The following is a 21,056-nucleotide window of genomic DNA, read 5'->3' on the forward strand; positions in this document are numbered from 1 at the left end:
CCGGCACACTCTATAGATATTGCCCCATAAAACTTAACATCAGATTAATCATTAACCCCAGCTTAAGAGGCGTTTGTTACGTAGTGGTAACGGCCGGATCCACCGTCCGTTCCCAAGGCCGAGAATGATGGTACGCAGACCCCTGCTGGTGTTCGATCTTGATGGCACGCTGGTCGACAGCAATGCGGCCTGCGTCGCCATTCTGCGCGCAATGCTGCAAGCGCGAAGCAGCGCGCACATGATCGATGAACGCAGCGCAAGACGCTACATGAGCCGCGGCGGGCGGGAGATGGTCCGGGCCCTGCTGGGGGACGCCTGCATCGATCCGGACGAGGACCTGCGCGAATTCCGCGCGCGCTATGCCGATCACACCACCTCGCGCGAAACGCTGTTTCCGGGAGTGGAAAGCGGGTTGCAGCGGCTGGCGGAGGCAGGCTTCGCGATGGCCATCTGCTCGAACAAGCCGCAGACGCTTTGCGAGAAGGTCCTCCACGATACCGGCCTGGCGGTGCATTTCAGCACGGTCGTCGGCGGCAGGGCCGATCTGCGCCCCAAGCCGGAACCCGATTTGCTCGATTGTGTGCTTTCCGCGCACCAGTTGGCGCGGGGCGAAGGCGTGTTCATCGGCGACAGTGAGATCGACCACGCGGTGGCTTCTGCCGCCGGCATGCCGTTCCATTTTCTCAGCTGGGGCTATGCCGAAGCCGGATGGTCACCGCCCGAAAGCACGGTGCACCACAGCTTCGATACGCTGGTCAGCGCGCTCAGCGAATAGCAGGCGCAGGCAAGGCATCGGCCATGCCATCGGTCGTCCACGACCAGCGCGGCGCGACTTCGGCTGCAGGTTCCATCGCGGGCCATGCCAGATCCGGTGCCATGCCGGCGGAAACCTGCATCGCCGCCCGCATGGGATCGATGGCCACCCCGCCTTTGCGCACTTCGTAGTGCAGGTGCGGTCCGGTCGAGCGGCCGGTCGAGCCGACTTCGCCGATCTTGTCGCCCGTGCCGACCGGTTCGCCCGCAGCCACCAGCACGCGTTCGAGATGACCGTAGCGCGAGCGCAACCCGGCACCGTGATCGATCACGACAAGATTGCCGTAGCCCCCTGCCCAGCCCGCAAACACCACCCGCCCGGCCCGGACTGCGCGCACGGCGGCACCCGCATGGGCCGGGATATCGACCCCGGCGTGAAACCGGGTGCCGCCCTCCACCGGATCACCGCGCCAGCCGAACCGCGATGACAGGGGCAAAGCGCCGGGCGACAGCGAGATCGCGCGATAGGCGCCGGGCGGCGGCGAAGGTGGCGGCGAAGGCACCTCTGGCGCATCCGGTGCGGCAGGCAGAAGCAGGCCTTGCGGGCGCGCTTCCTCGCCCGTGGGCAGCATGGCCGCCGCGCTGCCATCGGCCGCGCGGACCGCTGGCGCTGCGGCCATCCCGAGCAGCAAAAGGGGCAGCAAGACGGCACGACGCGGCATGCTGCAGCATCTGGACCAGCCGCGCGATCACTGCAAGCGGGCCGCGCTGGCCCGTGCTTGGCATGGTCACGGTTTATGCTAAGCGCGGGGGAAGACGGCAATCAGGCAGTGTGGCCGAGGAAACAGGGACAGGCGATGGCAGTTGATCGAGGCCGAAGCTGGCCCCGCCCCCGCTCGGTAACACTTGCGATCGCGGGCATCGTCGGTCTGGCGCTGGTTCTGCGGATCCACGGTGCCGGTTTCGGCCTGCCGGCGCTGAACGATCCCGATGAACTGATCTTCGAGCTCGGCGCGCTGAAGATGCTGCGCAGCTTGTCCCTTAATCCGGGCTGGTTTGGCCATCCCGGCACGACCACCATGGAAGTGCTCGCGCTGGTCAATCTCACCGTGCTCGGCCTTGGCCGGGCGATGGGCTGGTTTGCCGATATCAAGGCCTTTGCGGGCGCGGTCTATGCCAATCCGGCCTGGATGATCCTGCCCGGGCGGCTCGCCATGGTTGCCTTCGGCGCCGGCACGGTCTGGCAGACCTTCCGGCTGGGCGAGGAATTGGGTGACAATCGCGAACAAGCCGGGCTGGCGCGCCATGCCGGACTCGCCGCCGCCGCGCTGGTCGCCATCGAACCGGCCAGCGTCGCCTGGTCGCAGGTGATCCGCACGGACATCATGGCGACCTTCTTCATGCTGCTCAGCCTGCGCGCGGCAATGCGCGCGATGCGCCAGGGTCGGCTCAGGGACCACATGGTTTCCGGCCTGTGGCTGGGGGTGGCGATCGCGACCAAATGGCCCACCGGCATAGCCGGAGTGGCACTGATCGGAGCGGCGGCAGTGCGGCTTGCCACTGACCGGACGCGGCCCCTGCAAATCGCGGCGCACCTCGCGGCCGGTGCGGTCGCCACGGTCATCGGGCTCCTTGCCGTCTCGCCCTACATCGCGCTCGATTTCGCCACCGTGGTCCACAACCTGCACGGCGAGGCTCAGAGCCACCATCTCGGCGCGACCGGGGGCAGCCCGCTCTACAACCTCGGCTGGTATGCCGGCGGACCAGTCCTTTCGGGCCTCGGCGTGATCGGCTGCTGTCTGGCGCTGTGGGGAGGGTTGTGGCTGCTGCGCCACCGCGCCGGCGCGATCGTGCTGCCCGTTCTGGCAGCCTTTGCCGCCACGATCTGCAGCCAGACGCTGGTCTGGGAACGCTGGGTCCTGCCGCTCATCCCGCTGCTGGCGATTGCGATGGGGCTGGGCTGGGCCCAGCTGATGGCGCGAATCGAGAAGACGCCAGCCTTGCGCCTTGGCGGGATCACACTTCTGGCAGCAGCGCTGATCCAGCCCGCGATGGCCATGACGACTCGCAAGATCGAGCGCCAGACCGATGCGCGGCAGCTCGCCACCAGTTGGGCCAAAGCGCACATCCCGCCCGGCAGCACCGTGCTGGTGGAGCACTTCGCGTTCGATATCCTGCCCCAGCCATGGCACCTGATCTTTCCGTTCGGCACAGTGGGCTGTGTGGACGTGCGCGCCTATCTGGGTGGCAAGGTGCAGTATGACACCGTAGACGCCGGGCGCGGCGGCCGTTCGAACATCGACTACGGCACCGTTGCGCCCGAGAAGCGCGGCACATGCCGCGCCGACTACGCCATCATCACGCAATACGACCGCTACGCGGCGGAGCGCGGCACCTTCCCGGAGGAATATGCCGCCTATCGTGCCTTGCTGGGCCGGGGACGGATCATGGCAACCTTCGCCACCGTCCCGGGCCGCATCGGCGGCTGGACCACGCATGTCGTGGCGCTGGACCAGCCGAAGGCGGACCAGGCACCACACAATCAGCCGAGCGCGGCGCAGCGCCCCCGGTAGTCCTGCAACTGCGCCTGCGTGACCGCGCGCGCATCCTCACCCGCGCCGACGGCCTTGTGCCAGTCGACGATCATGCCCAGCGCGTCGTGCAGCGTCAGCGCCGTGCGCCAGCCGAGATCGGCGCGCGCCTTCGAGCAATCGAGCCGCAGCAGGCGCGCTTCGTGGACCGCCTCGCCGCCGGAAACGTCCTGCCAACCCGCACCCGGTGCAGCGCCCGACCATGCCGAAATCAGCCGGTCGGCAATCCACGAGACAGGGCGGGCGTCGCTTTCGGCGGGGCCGAAATTCCAGCCGCTGTCGATCCCGGCATCCCCCTGCGCCAGCCGCTGGGCGACGAGGAGATAGCCGCTCAGCGCCTCCAGTACATGCTGCCAGGGCCGCACCGACCGGGGCGCGCGGATCTGCGGCGCGTGGCCGCCGAGCAGCGCGCGGACGATATCGGGCACGAGCCGGTCTTCCGCCCAGTCACCCCCGCCGATCACGTTGCCGGCGCGGACCGTGGCCAGCCGCGGCCCGGGCGCCTTGCTGAAATAGCTGCGGCGATAGGCGGCCGCGACCAGTTCTGCCGCGCCCTTGCTGCTTGAATAAGGATCGTATCCGCCCATCGGATCGTCCTCACGATAGGGCCAGACCCATTCGCGGTTCTCGTAGCACTTGTCGCTGGTGACGCAGACGATGGCCTCCAGCCCGGCAATGCGGCGGCAGGCATCAAGCACGTGGACCGTGCCCTGCACATTGGTCGCATAGGTTTCGACCGGCTCGACATAGGACTTGCGGACCAGCGGCTGCGCGGCGAGATGCAGCACGACCGACGGCCCGGCGGCCTGCATTGCGGCCTCGACCGCCGCAAGATCGCGGATATCGCCCTCGATGTGCGTGACCAGTTCACCGATGCGGGCCTGGTTGAACAGGCTGACCGGTTCGGCGGGCAGCGCAAAGCCGGTGACTTTCGCGCCCATCGCATGCAGCCAGAGCGCCAGCCAACTGCCCTTGAACCCGGTGTGCCCGGTGAGAAAAACGCGCCGTCCGCGCCAAAAGGCCTCGCTTACCAGATTTGGGCTCACCAGATTTTCCACGGCGCGCCTTCCTCCCACAGCTTTTCGAGGTAGAGCTTGTCGCGCAGGGTATCCATCGGCTGCCAGAAGCCTTCATGGCGCCAGGCGGCCAGATCGCCCGAAGCGGCCAGCTGCTCCAGCGGTTCGCGCTCCCAGATCGTTGCCGGTCCCTCGATAAGATCGATCACGGAAGGGTCGGCGATGAAGAAGCCGCCGTTGATCATGTTGCCATCGCCGGCGGGCTTTTCCTGAAAGCTGCGCACCAAGTCGCCCTCGATCTCGAGCGCGCCGAAGCGGCCAGGCGGCGTGACAGCCGTGATGGTGGCGCGCTTGCCGTGCGCCTTGTGGAAATCGAGCAGCGCGGTGATGTCGACCGTGGCGACGCCATCGCCATAGGTGAAGCAGAAGGGCTCGCCTTCCTTCAGATAGGACCGCACTGCCTTGAGGCGGCCGCCCGTCATCGTGTCAGCCCCGGTTTCGACCAGCGTGATCCGCCACGGCTCGCTCCAGTTCTGGTGTACTTCCATGCTGTTCTTGGTGAGATCCAGCGTCACGTCAGCCATATGCAAGAAGTAGTTCGCGAAGTACTCCTTGATGATATAGCCCTTGTAACCTAGGCAGATCACGAAATCATTCACGCCGTGCGCGGAATAGATCTTCATGATGTGCCAAAGGATCGGCATACCGCCAACTTCAACCATCGGTTTCGGGCGAACCGATGTTTCCTCACCGAGCCGCGTACCAAGGCCGCCGGCCAAAATCACCGCGATGGTCAAGCCACACTCCTGCATATTGCCGCGCCATGCGGACAAAAAGAGCGCATCCCGGCAAGGCGGGTGCGCTGACGTTACTCGACGCTAATCAGACGACGCGCCGAGTTCAATGTGGAAGCTGATCCGACATGAACAGAACCTGTCAGAGCCGCTGGCAGTGGCCGCAAAAGAACGTCGAGCGTCCCCCCTGCACCACGCGGCTGACCGGCTTGCCGCAGTGACATGGCTCGCCTTCCCGCCCGTAGACGCGCCAGTCCTTGGCGAAATAGCCAAGTTCGCCATCGGGGCGCACATAATCGCGCAAGGTGGAGCCGCCGGCGCGAATCGCTTCCTCCAGCACCGCGCGGATTTCGGGCACAAGGCGGCTTAGCGCGGCGCGGCTGACCTTGCCCGCCTCGCGCTCCGGATGAATCTTCGCGCGGTGGAGCGCCTCGCAGACGTAGATATTGCCGAGCCCCGCGACGATCTGCTGATCGAGCAGAAGCAGCTTCACCGCGGCGAAGCGGCCAGCGAAGGCCTTGGCGAGGTGGCCGGGGGTGAGGCCGGGGCCGAGCGGTTCGGGCCCCATAGCGGCAAACTGCGGCCATTGCTCCAGCGCGGCGGTATCGACCAGATCGACGGAGCCGAAGCGGCGCGCATCGTTGAGCGCGAGGGTGCGGCCTGCTCCGGTCTCCATCACCAGATGATCGTGCTTGCCGATCTCCTCGGGATCGATTCGCCAGCGCCCGCTCATGCCGAGGTGGAAGACCATGGTCTGCCCGCGGTCCACATGGATCAGACCATACTTGGCGCGCCGCGAAAGGCCTGTGATGCGGGCACCTGTCAGCGCCTGCACGAGATCAGGTGGAAACGGACGGCGCAAGTCCGCACGGCGGGTCTCGATACGTGCGATGACCTGTCCATCGAGGACATGGGCAAGGCCGCGGACGGTGGTTTCTACCTCTGGCAATTCAGGCATGGTGCTTTGCCCCTAACAGGCTTTGCGGTTGCGGCAATTCCCACGTAAAGGCGCGGGGTATGACTGACGCAACTGCTGCCGAGCCCGAAACCGTCTCCTTCGGCTATGAGGAGGTGACCCCGCAAGAGAAGACCGAGCGCGTTGGCGCGGTGTTTTCCTCCGTCGCGAAGAACTACGACCGGATGAACGACGCCATGTCGGCAGGGATGCACCGGCTGTGGAAGGACCGCTTCGTGCGCCGGGTGAAGCCGCGCGCGGGCGAGACGATCCTCGACATGGCGGGCGGCACGGGCGACATCGCCTTCCGCATGGCGCGGCATGGCGCGGCCATCACGGTTTCGGACATCAACCAGGACATGCTCGATGTCGGCATCGAGCGCGCCGAGAAGCAGGGCATTCAGGGCCTGACCTGGTCGCGCCAGAATGCCGAGGAGCTGACCTTCGGCGACCGCGAATTCAACGCCTATACGATCGCTTTCGGCATCCGCAACGTGACGCGGATCGACAAGGCACTGGCCGAGGCGCACCGCGTGCTGAAGCCGGGCGGGCGGTTCTTCGTGCTCGAATTCTCGACCACCGAATGGCCGGGCTTTGCCGAGGTTTATGACCTTTATTCGCACAAGGTGGTGCCGCAGCTGGGCCAGATGATCGCAGGCGACGCGGATTCCTACCGCTACCTGATCGAATCGATCCGCCGCTTCCCCAAGATGCGCGAGTTTGAAGGCATGATCCGCGCCGCCGGCTTCCGCCATACCAAAGTCGAGGCGATTCTGGGCGGGGTCGTCGCGATCCATTCGGGCTGGAAGATCTAAGGCCGGCATCTTGACCCGCCACATCACGCATATTCGCCGCCTGCTGGGCTGGGGCATCACGCTTGCCCGGCACGGCGCGCTGATCGGCATCGAGAACGACGCGAACACGCCCGCGCCGGTGCGGCGGCTGGTGAAGCTCGCGCGCTGGATTTCGCTCACTGGCAAAGGGCGGGATCGCGATTACGCCGGGGCCTTCCGCGCAATCGGCCCGGCGGCGATCAAGCTGGGGCAGACACTGGCGACGCGGCCCGATCTGGTGGGGCCGGGACCGGCGGAAAACCTCCTCAAGCTGCAGGACAAGCTGCCTCCCGTCGATTTCGCGCTGATCCGCCGCGAGATCGAAACGAGCTTCGAGCGCCCGCTCGAATCGCTGTTTGCAGAGTTCGAGGTAGAACCTGTCGGTGCGGCTTCGGTGGCGCAGGTGCACCGCGCAGTGACGACCGATGGCCGCAAGGTTGCGGTCAAGGTGCTGCGCCCCGGCGTGCGCGAGAAGTTTGCCGCCGATATCGCGACTTACGAATGGGCCGCGGCGCATCTCGAGGCGGTGGGCGGCGAAGCCTCGCGGCTGCGTCCGCGCATGGTCATCGCCAACTTCAAGCGCTGGACCCTGCGCGAGCTGGATTTGCGCCGGGAAGCAGCCTCGGCCTCCGAGCTTGCCGAGCAGATGCATGCCTTCCCCGGCTACCGCGTGCCGAACATCGACTGGGACCGCACCAATGGCCGGGTGATGACGCTCGACTGGATCGACGGCATCAAGATCAGTGACAACGATGCCATCGATGCCGCCGGCCACAACCGCAAGGAACTGGCCGGACGGCTGGTGATCGCGTTCCTGCGGCAGGCGATCAGCGGCGGGTTTTTCCACGCGGACATGCACCAGGGGAACCTGTTCATCGAAGCCGATGGCACGATCACCGCGATCGACTTCGGCATCATGGGCCGCATCGACCGGCGCGCACGGCAGTGGCTGGCCGAGATCCTCTATGGCCTGACCACCGGCAACTATACCCGCGTGGCCGAGATCCACTTCGAGGCGCAGTACGTGCCGAGCTACCATTCGGTGGCCGAGTTCGCGACGGCGCTGCGCGCGGTGGGCGAGCCGATGCGCGGGAAGCCGGTGAGCGAGCTTTCAGTCGGCCAGATGCTCGACGGGCTGTTCGCGATTACCCGCGATTTCGACATGCAGACCCAGCCGCACTTGCTGCTGCTGCAAAAGACCATGGTGATGGTCGAAGGCATCGCCACCCAGCTCGACCCCTCGATCAACATGTGGGACGTCGCCGCGCCTTTCGTGCGCGACTGGATTCGTGACGAACTGGGGCCAGAGGCTGCGATTGCCGACCGCATTCGCGAGAACGTGAAGACCTTGTTCGGCCTGCCCGATCTCGTGCGCCGGGTGGAGGAGCGCTTCCCGCCCAAGGGCGGCGCGCCCGAAGATCCGCCGCTGCCGCCGATCGCGCTGATCAGCGATGGTGGCGGGCTCAAGTGGCTGGGCTATGTGGCGGCGGTCGCCATCGGCGCGGCGGCAAGCGCGGGGGTGATCCTGCTCGGCCCGTGGAGCTGAGGTGGGCAAGCCGCCCCCTCTGCCCGGGCTGCGCCTGCCCAAGCGGCACTTCAATGCGCTCGATCTCTCGCGCCTGCTCGCGGCCTGCGCGGTGCTGTTCTGGCACTACCAGCATTTCTTCGTGCCGCCGGTGGACTACCAGTTCCATGTGAACCGGGCGAAGGTTTCGCCGCTCTATCAGGAACTGTGGTGGCTGTTCGATTATGGCCACGTCGCGGTCCAGTATTTCTGGGCCGTCTCGGGCTTTGTCTTTGCGCATGTCTATCTGGCGGATAGCGGTGCGCGCGGGCGGTTCTGGCTGGCGCGGGTGGCGCGGCTGTGGCCGCTGCATCTGCTGACGCTGGGTCTCGTGGCGATGATGCAGGCCGCCTACAACGGGCTGAACGGCACCGAGTTCATCTACCACCATCAGGATGCAAAGCATTTCGTGCTGAGCCTTGGACTGGCGCATTACTGGGGCTGGCAGGCGGATCAATCGTTCAACGGGCCATCGTGGTCGCTTTCGACCGAGATCCTCGCCTACGCCGCGTTCTGGCTGCTGCTGCCGGGGCTGCGCCGGTCGCCCACCGTGCTGGCGCTGACGGCGGCGGCGATGGCGCTCACGCTGTTTTTCCTGAAGGCTCCCGATGGTCCGGTGCTCACCTGCATCGGGTACTTCTTCGGCGGAGCGGCGGTCTATGGCGCGGCGCTTAAGGGCGGGCTGCGTACAGGCGTGCTCGCCGCGCTGGCGGCGCTGCTGGCCCTCGCGGCGCTGTGGCTGGGGCTGAAACTGCACTGGGGCGATGCGGCGACTTTGGCAGGCACGTTTGCCGCGCTGCTTGCCGTGCTGGCGATCGACACGGCCGACCGCGCCGACCGGCTGGCTGTGGCACGGCACCTCGGCGACGCATCGTACGGGGTCTACCTGTGGCACTTCCCGATCCAGCTCGCACTGGTGCTCCTGATCGATTGGGCGCTGGGATCGCGCGGCATCGTGCGGCAGCCAGCGTTCCTGCTGTTCTTCTTGGGCACGAGCGTGCTGGCGGGCTTTGCCTCGCACCGCTGGATTGAACGGCCGGCGCAGCGGCTCGTGCTGAAGCTTGCAGGCAAGGGGCGCGCGGCCAGCGCGGTCGCCGCCTAACCGGCGATCTCGGCAATCTTGTGGTGCGGCAGCAAGCGCCACGCCGCCAGCGCCAGCACGACATGCCCAGCTTCGGCCGCCATCGGCATGGCCCAGCCGGGATAGGCGCCGACCACGGCCAGATTGACCGCGCGGCCGAAGAGTGTCGTGCCGAACAGCATCGCGGGGACAAGCAGCAGATCGGCATTGCGCCGCCACGCACCCCACATCATGCACACCGCGCCGACGCCGAAGAACGAGGTCATGTCGCCGCGAATGGTCGATAGTCCGGCGATGCCGATGGGCGCGAGGCCGAAGACCGGGCCTGAGGCCGTCGATTGCGGGGTGAGCAGGAACGAACCGGCCATCGATAGGTCGAACATCCCGACGAGGAAGATCAGGGCGGTCAGGATCAGGCGCATCGGCAGGTTTTCCTTATGTTTGTTTCAGCGTGGGCCAGCCCGGACGCGGACGCAAGGGCGGTGCAAGCAAAACCATTGCGCGGCGCGGCGCGCCATTGCACAAGCGCGGCCATGCAGGGCAAGCGCATCCTCCTCATCATCGGCGGCGGCATTGCGGCCTACAAGGCCAGCGAACTCGTGCGCCTGATCCGCCGTGAGGGCGGCGCCGTCACTTGCGTGCTGACCAAGGGCGGGAGCCAGTTCGTCACCCCGATGACGCTCGCGGCGCTGAGCGAGAACGCCGTGCACACGACGCTGTGGGACCTCGATGCCGAAGCGAAGATGGGCCACATCCAGCTTTCGCGGCAGGCCGATCTCGTGGTCGTCTGCCCGGCGACGGCGGACCTCATGGCCAAGATGGCGGCGGGGATCGCGGATGATCTCGCGACGACCTTGCTGCTCGCGACCGACAAGCCGGTCCTCGCCGTGCCCGCGATGAACGTGCGGATGTGGGAACATCCCGCGACCCGGCGCAACGTGGCGACGCTGCGCGCGGACGGGATCGAAGTGATGCCCCCCGACGAAGGGCCGATGGCCTGCGGCGAATTCGGCCCTGGACGCCTGCCCGAACCACCCGCAATCCTCGCAGCGATTGCCGCAAAGCTCGGCGGAAGTCCGACCGGGCCGCTGGCGGGCAAGCATGTGCTGGTGACGGCGGGGCCGACGCACGAGCCGATCGATCCGGTGCGCTATATCGCCAATCGTTCGAGCGGAAAGCAGGGTTTCGCGATTGCCGCTGCTGCAGCGCGCGCCGGGGCGCGGGTGACGCTGGTGGCGGGGCCAGTGACCCTGCCCACGCCGCCGGGGGTAACACGCGTGGATGTCGAGTGCGCGCGCGACATGGCGGCTGCCGTGGCCGAGGCGCTGCCCGCCGATGCTGCGATCATGGTCGCGGCCGTGGCGGACTGGCGGATTGCGACCGAGGCGGATCAGAAGCTCAAGAAGGACGGTTCGGGCGTGATCCCGCCGCTGAACCTGACCGAGAACCCCGACATTCTCGCGCGGCTGGGCGCTTCGCCCGATCGCCCGCGCCTGCTGGTGGGCTTCGCTGCCGAGACCGAGAACGTGGTGCCGCACGCGCAGGCCAAGCTCATCAGGAAAGGCGCGGACTGGATCGTGGCGAACGATGTTTCGGGCGATGTGATGGGCGGCCACCTCAACGCGGTGCACATCGTGCGCGCCGACGGGGTGGAAAGCCTGCCGGAAATGCCCAAGGACGCGGTGGCCGCCGCGCTGGTTGAAAGGATTGCCGATGAGCTTGCCTGACCCTGTTCCCGTGATGGTCAAGCGCCTGCCCGGCAACGATGATCTGCCGCTGCCGGCCTATGCCACAGCCGGGGCGGCGGGCATGGATGTCGTTTCGGCTGAGGATGTCGATATCGTCCCCGGCGCGCGCCATGCGGTGGCGACGGGGCTCGCGATGGCCATCCCCGAGGGCTTCGAGATTCAGGTGCGCCCGCGTTCGGGGCTGGCGCTGAAGCACGGCGTCACTGTGCCCAACACGCCGGGCACGATCGACAGCGACTATCGCGGCGAGCTCAAGGTGATCATGATCAACCTGGGGGCGGAGACATTCTCGATCCGCCGGGGGGACCGCGTGGCGCAGCTGGTGCTGGCGCCGGTGACGCAGGCAAGCTGGCTCGAAGTCGATACGCTGGACGAGACCGCGCGCGGCGCGGGCGGGTTCGGCTCGACCGGGGGCCTTGCGGCGCTCCCCGGCTGAGCCGAACCGCACCTCGTTCAGGTCTTCTTCTTCTTTTCCGGTGCGATCGAGATCTTCACCGTCTCGCCGTTATGGCCGGGGAAGCCGGTGAACATCGCCTCGACCAGATTGGGCACGAGGTAGGGCAGGCGGTTCGACGTGGAGGCAGCCTCTGCCTTGCCTTCGAACAGACGCTTGCCATCGGCACGGCGGTCGATCTTCATGTCGATGCCGCTGGTGTACAACGTCACCACATCGACGTTGTTGAACCCGCCGGCACCGCCGAAGAAGAACGGATCATACATCCCGTAGCCCCAGGGCCCGCCGAAACCGCGGCGGCCCCAGCCGCCACCCCAGCCGCCCCAACCGCCAAAGCCCGGGCCCCAGCCCGGACCGTACCAGCCGCCCCAATAGGGATCGCCGATACCGCTGGTGCGCAGCTTGTCGCGGCCCTTGTCGACGCCGTAGTCAAACTGAACCACGAGATCGGCGGCCTGCGGGCTGGTGGCGGGCACATAACCCACCTTCTGCAGCTGCGCGGCGACGAGGCTGGCGTACTGCGAAAATTCGAGGCCGCCGGCATTGCGCGGATCCTGCGGAACGATCGCGAAGCTCTGTCCTGCGGGTGCGGGCAGCTCGGCCTGGAAGCGCGAGACATTGGCATTGAATGGCGTGGCGCACGCGCCAAGCGAAAGCAGCAGGGGCGCTGCCAGCATGGCGAAGCGATTGCGCATGGGATTAAGGTTCATTTCCAGCGACTCCTTGGTGCGGGACCGGCTCCCCTGTCAGCCAGCACCGGCGCATTGGTAGCATGGGAATTAGTTGCGCGTCAGGTGCTGAATGCTGGTTGAACGATGAGGCAAAAGCGCCGCGTTTCCGGGCCATTTCGGACCTTGAGCGGCAATGTGATGCAATTTGTTACACCCCCGCATCACCCCATCAACACAGCAAGGTTGTTTAACCCCTGAGCAGGCCAAGCGCAGCATAAGCGCGCGCCAGAGTGGGCTCGGCGAGTGTGCGAGCGCGCCGGGCCCCATCAGCCAGAATCGCATCGAGCGCGGCGGTATCGGTGCGCAGCTCGCGGTAGCGCGCGGTGATCGGGGCGAGCTTCTCGACCAGCAGCTCTCCCAGCGCGGGTTTGAACGCGCCGAAGCCCTGCCCGGCGAACTGCACCAGCACTTCGGCCTGGCTGATCCCTGCCATCGCGGCATAGATGCCGACAAGGTTTGCCGCTTCAGGGCGCTCCTTGAGGCCGTCCATCTCGCCCGGCAGCGGCTCGGGATCGGTCTTGGCCTTGCGCACCTTCTGCATGATCGCGTCGGCATCGTCCGTCAGGTTGATGCGGCTCATATCCGAAGGATCGGACTTCGACATCTTGGCGCTGCCATCGCGCAGGCTCATGATCCGCGCGGCCTCGGGCGGGATGATCGGCTCGGGCAGGGTGAAGACAGGCGCGTCTTCAGACGCGAAGTCGTTGTTGAACTTCTGCGCGATGTCGCGCGCAAGCTCGAGGTGCTGCTTCTGGTCCTCGCCCACCGGCACGTGGGTCGCCTGATAGAGCAGCACGTCCGCCGCCTGCAGCACCGGATACGTGAACAGGGCAACGGAAGCGCCTTCGCGGTTCTTGCCGGCCTTGTCCTTCCACTGCGTCATCCGGTTCAGCCAGCCCATCCGCGCGGTGCCCGTCAGCAGCCATTGCAGCTCGGCGTGCGCGGGAACCTGTGTCTGGTTGAACACGATCGAGCGCGCGGGATCGATCCCGCAAGCCACCAGCGCGGCGACCATTTCGCGCGTGCCCGCAGTCAACGCAGCGGGATCATGCGGCATCGAGATCGCGTGGAGAGCGGCGAGGAAATAGAGGCACTCGCCCCCCTTCGCGGTCCATTCGTCCTGCATCGCCACCCAGTTCCGGATCGCGCCCAGATAGTTGCCGAGGTGAAGATTGCCGGTGGGCTGGATGCCCGAGACGATACGCATGTGGGTAGCTCGCTGTTAGTTGGCCTTGCCCCTGCGCCGCAGGAGCAGTTTGAGATCATCCCGCGAGAACGCGCCCAGCAGGATGGCGCTGAGCCCATAGACGAGGCCGCCCGCCGAGACCAGCACGGCGAGCGTCAGAAAGCGGACGAACCAGGTGCCGTGGACATAAGGCATCAGCTCGCCCTGCCCCGCCCAGAGCACCACGCCCATGGCGAGCGCGGCCAGCGCGAGGCGCGGCACGCGGCGCTTGAGGCGCGCATCGGTGGTGAACTGCCCGCGTGCGACCAGCGTGCGATAGAGCATCGCGACGTTGACGGTGGAGGCAATCGCGGTCGCCAGCGGCGGGCCGACATGCTGCAGCGGCACGATCAGCGCCAGATTGAGCGCGAGGTTCACGCCCATCGAGATCGTGGCGTAGCGCACCGGGGTGACGGTATCCTGCCGCGCATAGTAGCCGGGGGTGAGCACTTTCACGAGGATGTAGCTGGGCAGGCCGATCGAGAAAGCGGCGAGCGCCTGCGCCGTGAAGTGCGCATCCTGCGGCGTGAAGCGGCCATAGCCGAACAGCGCGGCGGCAATCGGCTCCCCGCAAAGGACCAGCGCGACCGTGGCGGGGAGCGTGAGCATAAGGGCGAGTTCGAGACCGCGATTCTGGGTTTCCATTGCGGCCGCTTCATCGCCGCCGCCGAGTTGGCGCGAGATCGTGGGGAGCAGCACGGTGCCAAGGCCGATGCCGATCAGCCCGAGCGGAAGCTGGTTCAGCCGGTCCGCCATGTAGATATAGGTCACCGAGCCATGCGCGAGGAGCGAGGCGGCGAGCGCGGTGGAAATGACCAGGTTGATCTGCACCGCGCCGGCACCGGCGGCAGCGGGCCAGATGAGCGTCATCAGCCGCTTCACATCGGCATCGAGCCGGGGCACGCGCAGCCGCAGGCTGACCCCGGCGCGGCGGCAGGCCCAGATGAGCCACAGGAGCTGGAAGGCGCCCGATACCGAAACGCCGATGGCCTGATTGCGCGCGGTGATCACCGGATCGGCCGAATGGAACAGCAGCAGTGCCGCAATCAGCGTCAGGTTGAGCAGGATCGGCGCGGCGGCGTTGACCCAGAACTTGTTCAGTGAATTGAGAATGCCCCCGCACAGCGAGACGAGGCTGATCAGCATGAGGTAGGGGATCGTCATCCGCGACAGCGCGACCGCGAACGCAAACTGATCGGCGCTGACCCCGTTGAACTGGCCCGAAAGCACCAGCGTGACGGGCCAGGCAAAGATTTCGAGCAGCGCCGTCATCACCACGAGCACCGGCAGCAGAACGGCCAGCGCGCGCTCGGCGAAATCGAGTCCGTCGGGCAGGCCCTGCCCTTCCGGATCACCCACCTTGCGGTTGAACATCGGGATGAACGCGGAGGCAAACGCCCCTTCCGCAAAGAGGGCGCGGAACATGTTGGGCAGGCGGAAGGCGACGAGGAACGCATCGGACGCGAAGCCTGCGCCCACATAGCGGGCAAACAGGCTATCGCGCACCAGGCCGAGCACGCGGCTGGCGAGCGTGAGCCCGCCGATCGTGCCGGTCGCCTTCAGCAGGTTCATGGCCAAAGGCTCATGGGATTTGCTTCATGGCTGGAATGGCCATGAAAGCGCCCGGATCAGGCCTGCCCGGCTGTGCCGGCGGCCAGTTCCTCGGCCTGACGGGCCTGAAGCTGCTGCAGGTAGAGGCCGTTGAAGTCGATCGGTTCGAGCAGCAGCGGCGGGTAGCCTGCATCGCGCACGGCATCGGCGATGATGCGGCGGGCGAAGGGGAATACGAGGCGCGGACCCTCGGCGAAGAGGAACGGATGGGCCTGCTCGTCGGTCACGTTACGCATACCGATCAGCGCGCCATAGAGCAGCTCGACCGCGTACTGGGTGCCCTGCGACGTCTTCGAAGTGGCGGTGATCTTCATCTCGATCTCGTGCACATCGGGGCCCAGCGGGCGGGCGCCGATGTTGAAATCGATCGAGACTTCCGGGGCTTCGGCCCACTGATAGCTGTCCGGCGCGTTCGGGTTCTCGACCGAGAGATCCTTGATGTACTGCGAGATCAGGCCGATCGCGGGGCTGGTATCCTCGCCGTTGGGAACGGGGCCAGACGTGTCGAGATCGAGCGGGGTGATGATATCGCCTTCTTCGGCCATGATCGTGCTTTCATGCGAATGAGTTGGAACGGTTAAGTGCGGTTTGGCGGGCGACTAGCACCTGCCGCCGAACGGGGCAATCGCGCTTGCGCCGTGGGGCCGGGAGCGCTGGTTGCGACGGAGTGCACCTAGAGGCAGGCGAAAAACTGCCTCAGGAGGCCAATCCGAGTGCCGTCCACGCGTTGTTCATTTGTATTTCGTAACCACATAGGGCACGATGAAGTGTTGGCGGCGACCGGGACCCGCAGGCCCGGCCACCGCCCTGATCAAGCAGGATATGGCCTTGTGATTGTTGAAATTGTGATTCTCGCGATGATCGCAGCATTCCTGGGCCTGCGACTCTATGCCGTTCTTGGCCGCCGGCCCGAGCAGAACGATGAGCCGCTGCGCCGCCGCGTGGAGCAGCCCGATCCGGCCAGCGCACCGCGCACCCTGGCGCCGCGCCTGCCGGAAAAGACCACCGGCGCGCCCCGCACTCTGCCGCTGCCGCAGGACAACCAGCTCGATTCCCGCGCCGAAACAGGCATCCGCGCGATTGTCGCGGCGGACCGCCGCTTCGATGTCGGCCAGTTTCTGGCAGGCGCGCGCGGTGCTTATGGCATGGTGCTCGAAGCCTTCTGGCGCGGCGACAAGGAAGAGCTTTCGCAGCTGTGTGACAGCGATGTGTTCGACGGATTTGCCGCTGCGATCGACGCGCGCAGCGATGCCGGTGAATCGGTGACCGCCAAGCTGATCCGAATCGAGGAAGCGCGCATCGTCGATGCCAGCTACGCTGCGCCGCGTGCGCGTATCTCGGTCAGCTTCGTCGCCGACGTGGCCTCGGTCACCCGCGACGCGAACGGCGCAGTCGTGGCAGGTTCGCTCGACGATGCGATCGAAACCCGCGATGTCTGGACCTTCTCACGCGATATCACCTCGCGCGATCCGGACTGGATTGTCGACGAGACCGACGAAGGCTGACCCAACGTGGCGGTATGGCGGGCAAGACGGGCCGGCAAGCTGGCCTGGCTTGCCGTTCTCGCGCCCGCTTTCCTTTCCGGCTGCATTCCGCTGATCCCGCAAGGCGCGCCGGTGCCCCCGGTGCCGCCCACCGCACCGAATGCCGCGCTGGTCGGCACGCGCCCGGGACCAACGCCGGCCGGGTTGGGCTTCAGTGATACCAACGCGCGCGCCGCGCTTGCCGCTTTTGTCACCAGCTGCCCGCGACTGACTCGCCGTACCGACGCGAGCGGGCTGACCCGCCCGGAGGACTGGACCCCCGCTTGCGCTGCTGCGGCGGGCTGGCCACCGGAGGATGCGCGGGGCTTTTTCAGCCGCTATTTCGAGACGGCAACCGTCGCGCGCGGTGAAGCGCTCGTCACGGGCTACTACGAGCCGGAAATCGCCGGGGTGCGCGTGCGCCAGCCAGGCTTCGATGTGCCGGTCTATGCCATGCCCCCCGATCTCGTGCGCGCGCGGCCGGGTGATGCGCCGCCCCAGCCCGATGGCAGCCAGCCTTTGGGTCGCTATGACGAAACGGGGCGCTTCGCCCCCTACTTCGACCGCACCGCTATCGAAAACGGCGCGCTGGCCGGCCGGGGGCTGGAGATCGGCTGGGTGGCGGACCGCGCCGAACTGTTCTTCCTTCAGGTGCAAGGTTCGGGACGCTTGCGCGCGCCCGACGGAACGGTCGTGCGGCTCGGCTTCGCGGGGCAGAACGGCTATCCCTACACCGGGATCGGCAGCGTGATGCGCGCGCAGGGGCTGATCGGCAGCGGACCCAATGCCAAATCGGGCCAGTATCCCGGTTCGATGCAGGGCATCCTGCGCTACATCCACGAGCATCCGGTGGAGGGCAGTGCGCTGATGCGGCAGAACCAGAGCTTCGTGTTCTTCCGCGAGCGGACGGGGCCAGACACGGTGGGCGCGCTCGGCGTGCCGATTGCCCCGCGCACGACACTGGCGGCAGACCCGGCTTTCGTGCCGCTCGGCGCGCCGGTGTGGCTGCAGGGTGATGGCGGGATCAGCGGCAAGAATATCAGTGGACTCTGGGTGGCGCAGGATACCGGCGGGGCGATCAAGGGCCCCAACCGCTTTGACAGCTTCTGGGGCGCCGGTGCCGAGGCGCGCACCATCGCAGGCGGCATGCGCGCGCAAGGGCAGGCGCTGATCCTGCTGCCCAAGGGCACGCTGGCCCGGCTGAACGGACAATGAGGGCGCCCCCGCGCGGGCTCAGCCCGGAAGAAGCCGCCTTGTGGCGGAGGGTCGCCGCGACGGTGACCCCGCTGCATCCCAGGCGGCCAGCAACCACTCCCGTAGTTGTCGCGCCGAGTGAGCCCCTTCCCCCACCCCCCAAGCGCGTAAAAGGCCGCATCCCGGCGCCGAAGCCCGAGCCGGTGCCGGTGGCAAACCCGGTGCGTCCGCTCACTGCTGGCGGGCTCGATTCGAGCTGGGACCGCAAGCTGGGGCGCGGACCGATCCAGCCTGATGTGACGATCGATCTCCACGGCCTGACCCTTGCGATGGCGCACGACAGGCTGAACGGCGGCATCGCGCAGGCGCTGGCGATGGGCGCACGGGTGATCCTGCTGATCGCAGGCAAGCACCGCCCGGTGCCGGAGAACGATCTGCGGGGCGAGAAGCGCGGCGCAATCCGCGCCAAGCTGCTCGATTGGCTGGCGGCGAGCCCCCACGCCGGGCGCATCGCCTCGGTCCGCCCCGCCCAGCCGCGCCATGGCGGGGACGGCGCGGTCTACATCGTGCTCAGGAAAGCGCGCTGAGCGATCAGAAGTAGGCGTGCGGATTCAGCGGCTTGTCGGCGATGGGCTGCAGAATGTCCCAATGCTCGACGATCTTGCCGTGCTCCAGCCGGTAGATGTCAGCCACCGTGCCGCCGTTGCCCTGCGCCCCGGCGCGGCCGTGGAGGTGGATCACCGCCATGTCCCCATCAACCACGATCCGCTTGATCTCGAAGCGCGAACCTTCCTGCCGGAACATTGGCTCGAGCGCGGCAATCGCTGCATCGCGGCCATCGAGGATATTGGCATTGTGCTGGATATAGTCCGGCGCGACATAACGCTCGAACGCGCCGCGCACATCGTGCTTGCCGTAGAACATCGCGGCGAACGCCGTGATCACCGCACGGTTGCGCTCGGTGAGTGTGCGAGCGGGCCTCGCAGCGGCGAGCGATGGGGCGAGCAGGGCGGCGATGGCAAGGAGCGCCGCTATCTTGCGCCCCGCCATCTTGCTAAGGCCCTTCATGCGAGCGCTGCCTCGGCGATGCGCCGATAGATGCGCACGAGGACTTCGAGGTCCTCTACCGCCACGGCTTCGTCGGTCTTGTGCATCGTGGCGTTGGTGAGGCCGAGTTCGATCACCGGGCACAGTGCGCGCAGGAAGCGAGCATCGGATGTGCCGCCGGTGGTGGAAAGCTCAGGGTTGAGGCCGGTTTCCGCCTCCACCGCCGCAGCGACCAGCGCAGACTGCACGCCGGGCAGCGTGATGAAAGCCTCGCCGTGGAGCGTTGCGCGCACTTCGGTGCCATGCCTTGCGGCGATTTCGGTCACGCGGTCGACCAATGCCTGCCCGGTGTGGTGATCGTTGTAGCGGATCGAGAGCCGCGCGCGGGCTTCTGCCGGGATCACGTTGGTAGCGCGGTTGCCGACTTCGAGATCGGTGATCTCGAGGTTCGAAGCCTGAAACCACGCGCTGCCTTCATCGAGCACCAGCGCATCGAGTTCCGCCAGCAGCGCGACAAGGCGCGGGATCGGATTGTCCGCAAGGTGCGGATAGGCGACATGGCCCTGCGCGCCCTTGGCAGTGAGCCACACGTTGACCGAGCCGCGCCGGCCGATCTTGACCATGTCACCCAGCCGGTGAACCGATGTCGGCTCGCCCACCAGGCAGAAATCGGGGATCGCACCGATCTCGCGCATATGCGCAATGAGCGGGACGGTGCCGTACTTGGCGGGGCCTTCCTCATCGCCAGTGATGATGAAGCTCACCGTGCCGGCCGCGGCGGGAATCTGCTCCACCGCGCAGACCATCGCCGCGATCGCGCCCTTCATGTCGACCGCGCCGCGGCCGTAGAGCATCGTGCCGCCGGGCACATCGCGCAGGTCCGCCGAGAACGGCGCGCTGCTCCAGCCCTCTCCCGGGGGCACGACATCGAGGTGGCCGGCAAAGGCGAAATGGCGCGAGCCTGCCGGGCCTTGGCGGATCGCAAAGAGGTTCTCGACCGGGCCTTCGGGCGGCTCGCCCGCAAGGAAGCGGTGCACCGCAAAGCCCAGCGGAACGAGCATGGCTTCGAGCACATCAAACACCACGCCGGTGGCGGGGGTAATGCTGGGTGCCTCGATCAGTGCGGCGGTGCGGGCAAGGACATCGGAAGAAACGGTCATGATCTGCAGTTAACCGAGCGCGGCGCAGGAGGGAAGCACTGCTCAGCCTAGTGCCGCCGCATCGAAGCGCGGGATCGACCATGGCTCCTCGGCAGCGGTAGCGCGCCAGGCTTCGAGCCACTCGTGCTCCCACACCGCGTCCATATAGGCGGCGGCAAAGCCCGGCACGGGCACGCCATACTGGTGCAGCCGCACCACGACCGGCGCGAACGCGATGTCCGCCGCGCCGAACGTGCCAAACAGGTACGGGCCGCCCTGCCCGAACCGGGCGCGGGCCTGCGCCCAGAGCGTGAGGATGCGGGTGGCATCGGCGCAGACCGCATCGCTCAGCGGCTTTTCGAAGGGATCCATGCGCAAGTTGAACGGCAGTTCGCTGCGCAGCGCGGCGAAACCCGAATGCATCTCCGCCACCATCGCGCGAGCCATGGCGCGGGCATCATCGGCCTTGGGCCAGTAGCGATCGCGCCCGACCTTGTCGGCAAGGTATTCGAGGATCGCGAGGCTATCCCAAACGACGGCATCGCCGTCCCACAGCACCGGCACCTTGCCCGCTGCGGGGGCGAGTTCGGGCACGGCGCACTTGGTCTCTTCCCAGTTCTCGCCATAGAGCGGGATCACCAGCGTTTCGAACGCGAGGCCGGATTGGCGCGCAGAAAGCCAGCCGCGCAAGGACCAGCTGGAATAGGAGCGATTGCCGATGACGAGCTTCATGCGCAAGCAGGCCTAACCCTTCCGCGCGGCGCTGTCGAGGCAGCGTTCAAGGTTAGTTTTTCCAT

Annotated in this window: 22 protein-coding genes; 10 read left to right on the forward strand and 12 right to left on the reverse strand. The window is 66.8% G+C overall.

Annotated features, from left to right (window positions below; translation table 11 throughout):
• The first annotated feature begins 127 nt into the window (after positions 1-127).
• The gene (locus Q0071_RS04715) at positions 128-775 is read left to right on the forward strand and encodes an HAD hydrolase-like protein (RefSeq protein WP_298165841.1); all 648 of its coding nucleotides are present in this window, start codon (positions 128-130) and stop codon (positions 773-775) included.
• Here the strand turns inward: Q0071_RS04715 and Q0071_RS04720 are convergent.
• The gene (locus tag Q0071_RS04720; protein ID WP_298165843.1) at positions 765-1,475 is read right to left on the reverse strand and encodes a M23 family metallopeptidase; all 711 of its coding nucleotides are present in this window, start codon (positions 1,473-1,475) and stop codon (positions 765-767) included. The two genes, Q0071_RS04715 and Q0071_RS04720, sit on opposite strands and share 11 nt — an antisense overlap.
• 135 nt (positions 1,476-1,610) lie before the next feature.
• Here Q0071_RS04720 and Q0071_RS04725 point away from each other — a divergent pair, with 135 nt between their 5' ends.
• A complete protein-coding gene (locus Q0071_RS04725; RefSeq protein ID WP_298165844.1) occupies positions 1,611-3,326 on the forward strand; it encodes a glycosyltransferase family 39 protein in 1,716 nt (571 codons plus the stop codon).
• On the opposite strand, the gene rfbG is transcribed toward Q0071_RS04725, so the two are convergent.
• The 3 genes from rfbG to mutM form a co-directional block, all read right to left on the reverse strand.
• Positions 3,296-4,390 (reverse strand): CDP-glucose 4,6-dehydratase, encoded by a 1,095-nt coding sequence (rfbG, locus tag Q0071_RS04730; protein ID WP_298165846.1) that lies wholly within the window; start codon positions 4,388-4,390, stop codon positions 3,296-3,298. The genes Q0071_RS04725 and rfbG overlap by 31 nt on opposite strands.
• Positions 4,387-5,172 (reverse strand): glucose-1-phosphate cytidylyltransferase, encoded by a 786-nt coding sequence (rfbF, locus tag Q0071_RS04735; protein ID WP_298165848.1) that lies wholly within the window; start codon positions 5,170-5,172, stop codon positions 4,387-4,389. The genes rfbG and rfbF overlap by 4 nt, the downstream gene beginning before the upstream one ends.
• A gap of 124 nt (positions 5,173-5,296) precedes the next feature.
• Entirely contained in the window at positions 5,297-6,112 is an 816-nt protein-coding gene (gene mutM, locus Q0071_RS04740; RefSeq protein ID WP_298165850.1) for a bifunctional DNA-formamidopyrimidine glycosylase/DNA-(apurinic or apyrimidinic site) lyase, read from the reverse strand.
• A 59-nt stretch (positions 6,113-6,171) separates the two neighbouring features.
• On the opposite strand from mutM, the gene ubiE reads away from it, so the two are divergent.
• Genes ubiE through Q0071_RS04755 form a run of 3 tightly spaced genes read left to right on the forward strand, consistent with a single transcriptional unit; the run spans position 6,172 to position 9,608 of the window.
• A complete protein-coding gene (gene ubiE / locus Q0071_RS04745; protein WP_298165852.1) occupies positions 6,172-6,924 on the forward strand; it encodes a bifunctional demethylmenaquinone methyltransferase/2-methoxy-6-polyprenyl-1,4-benzoquinol methylase UbiE in 753 nt (250 codons plus the stop codon).
• 10 nt (positions 6,925-6,934) lie between these two features.
• Positions 6,935-8,488, forward strand: coding sequence for a 2-polyprenylphenol 6-hydroxylase (ubiB, locus tag Q0071_RS04750; RefSeq protein ID WP_298165853.1), 1,554 nt, complete (start codon positions 6,935-6,937; stop codon positions 8,486-8,488).
• Position 8,489: 1 nt separating this feature from the next.
• Positions 8,490-9,608 carry an acyltransferase gene (locus tag Q0071_RS04755; RefSeq protein ID WP_298165855.1) on the forward strand — a complete coding sequence of 373 codons (1,119 nt, stop codon included), beginning with the start codon at positions 8,490-8,492 and terminating at the stop codon, positions 9,606-9,608.
• Here Q0071_RS04755 and Q0071_RS04760 read toward each other — a convergent pair.
• On the reverse strand, positions 9,605-10,009 hold the full coding sequence (locus Q0071_RS04760) for a hypothetical protein (RefSeq protein ID WP_298165856.1): 405 nt from the start codon (positions 10,007-10,009) through the stop codon (positions 9,605-9,607). The genes Q0071_RS04755 and Q0071_RS04760 overlap by 4 nt on opposite strands.
• 111 nt (positions 10,010-10,120) lie before the next feature.
• Between Q0071_RS04760 and coaBC the strand changes: the two genes are divergently transcribed.
• Both coaBC and dut read left to right on the forward strand, forming a co-directional pair.
• Positions 10,121-11,314, forward strand: a complete 1,194-nt coding sequence (gene coaBC / locus Q0071_RS04765; RefSeq protein ID WP_298165858.1) for a bifunctional phosphopantothenoylcysteine decarboxylase/phosphopantothenate--cysteine ligase CoaBC — start codon at positions 10,121-10,123, stop codon at positions 11,312-11,314.
• Positions 11,301-11,771, forward strand: coding sequence for a dUTP diphosphatase (dut, locus tag Q0071_RS04770; RefSeq protein ID WP_298165860.1), 471 nt, complete (start codon positions 11,301-11,303; stop codon positions 11,769-11,771). The genes coaBC and dut overlap by 14 nt, the downstream gene beginning before the upstream one ends.
• A 17-nt stretch (positions 11,772-11,788) precedes the next feature.
• Here dut and Q0071_RS04775 read toward each other — a convergent pair whose 3' ends face one another.
• From Q0071_RS04775 to secB, 4 genes are all read right to left on the reverse strand, one after another.
• Complete coding sequence (locus tag Q0071_RS04775; protein ID WP_298165862.1) at positions 11,789-12,499, reverse strand: DUF4136 domain-containing protein; 711 nt, start codon at positions 12,497-12,499, stop codon at positions 11,789-11,791.
• Between the two features lie 208 nt (positions 12,500-12,707).
• Positions 12,708-13,727 (reverse strand): tryptophan--tRNA ligase, encoded by a 1,020-nt coding sequence (gene trpS, locus Q0071_RS04780; protein ID WP_298165864.1) that lies wholly within the window; start codon positions 13,725-13,727, stop codon positions 12,708-12,710.
• A gap of 15 nt (positions 13,728-13,742) precedes the next feature.
• Positions 13,743-15,317: a murein biosynthesis integral membrane protein MurJ gene (gene murJ / locus Q0071_RS04785; RefSeq protein ID WP_298165866.1), complete on the reverse strand. Its 1,575-nt coding sequence runs from the start codon at positions 15,315-15,317 to the stop codon at positions 13,743-13,745.
• A gap of 56 nt (positions 15,318-15,373) precedes the next feature.
• On the reverse strand, positions 15,374-15,901 hold the full coding sequence (gene secB, locus Q0071_RS04790; protein ID WP_298165868.1) for a protein-export chaperone SecB: 528 nt from the start codon (positions 15,899-15,901) through the stop codon (positions 15,374-15,376).
• A 300-nt stretch (positions 15,902-16,201) separates the two neighbouring features.
• On the opposite strand from secB, the gene Q0071_RS04795 reads away from it, so the two are divergent.
• The 3 genes from Q0071_RS04795 to Q0071_RS04805 all read left to right on the forward strand — a co-directional run bounded on the left by Q0071_RS04795 (position 16,202) and on the right by Q0071_RS04805 (position 18,660).
• Positions 16,202-16,861 (forward strand): Tim44/TimA family putative adaptor protein, encoded by a 660-nt coding sequence (locus tag Q0071_RS04795; RefSeq protein WP_366886090.1) that lies wholly within the window; start codon positions 16,202-16,204, stop codon positions 16,859-16,861.
• 6 nt (positions 16,862-16,867) lie between these two features.
• Positions 16,868-18,094 carry a murein transglycosylase A gene (locus tag Q0071_RS04800; protein ID WP_298165872.1) on the forward strand — a complete coding sequence of 409 codons (1,227 nt, stop codon included), beginning with the start codon at positions 16,868-16,870 and terminating at the stop codon, positions 18,092-18,094.
• A gap of 182 nt (positions 18,095-18,276) precedes the next feature.
• Positions 18,277-18,660 carry a Smr/MutS family protein gene (locus Q0071_RS04805; protein ID WP_366886061.1) on the forward strand — a complete coding sequence of 128 codons (384 nt, stop codon included), beginning with the start codon at positions 18,277-18,279 and terminating at the stop codon, positions 18,658-18,660.
• Between the two features lie 4 nt (positions 18,661-18,664).
• Here the strand turns inward: Q0071_RS04805 and Q0071_RS04810 are convergent, their stop codons facing one another.
• Genes Q0071_RS04810 through Q0071_RS04820 form a run of 3 tightly spaced genes read right to left on the reverse strand, consistent with a single transcriptional unit; the run spans position 18,665 to position 20,991 of the window.
• On the reverse strand, positions 18,665-19,141 hold the full coding sequence (locus Q0071_RS04810) for a nuclear transport factor 2 family protein (RefSeq protein WP_298165877.1): 477 nt from the start codon (positions 19,139-19,141) through the stop codon (positions 18,665-18,667).
• The gene (gene dapE / locus Q0071_RS04815; RefSeq protein ID WP_298165879.1) at positions 19,138-20,280 is read right to left on the reverse strand and encodes a succinyl-diaminopimelate desuccinylase; all 1,143 of its coding nucleotides are present in this window, start codon (positions 20,278-20,280) and stop codon (positions 19,138-19,140) included. Before dapE ends, Q0071_RS04810 begins: the two co-directional genes overlap by 4 nt.
• A 42-nt stretch (positions 20,281-20,322) precedes the next feature.
• Positions 20,323-20,991 carry a glutathione S-transferase family protein gene (locus tag Q0071_RS04820; RefSeq protein WP_298165881.1) on the reverse strand — a complete coding sequence of 223 codons (669 nt, stop codon included), beginning with the start codon at positions 20,989-20,991 and terminating at the stop codon, positions 20,323-20,325.
• Positions 20,992-21,056 lie beyond the last annotated feature (65 nt).

Origin of the sequence: Novosphingobium sp., assembly GCF_027486195.1 — a bacterium.
In the GTDB taxonomy this organism is placed as follows: Bacteria; Pseudomonadota; Alphaproteobacteria; order Sphingomonadales; family Sphingomonadaceae; genus Novosphingobium.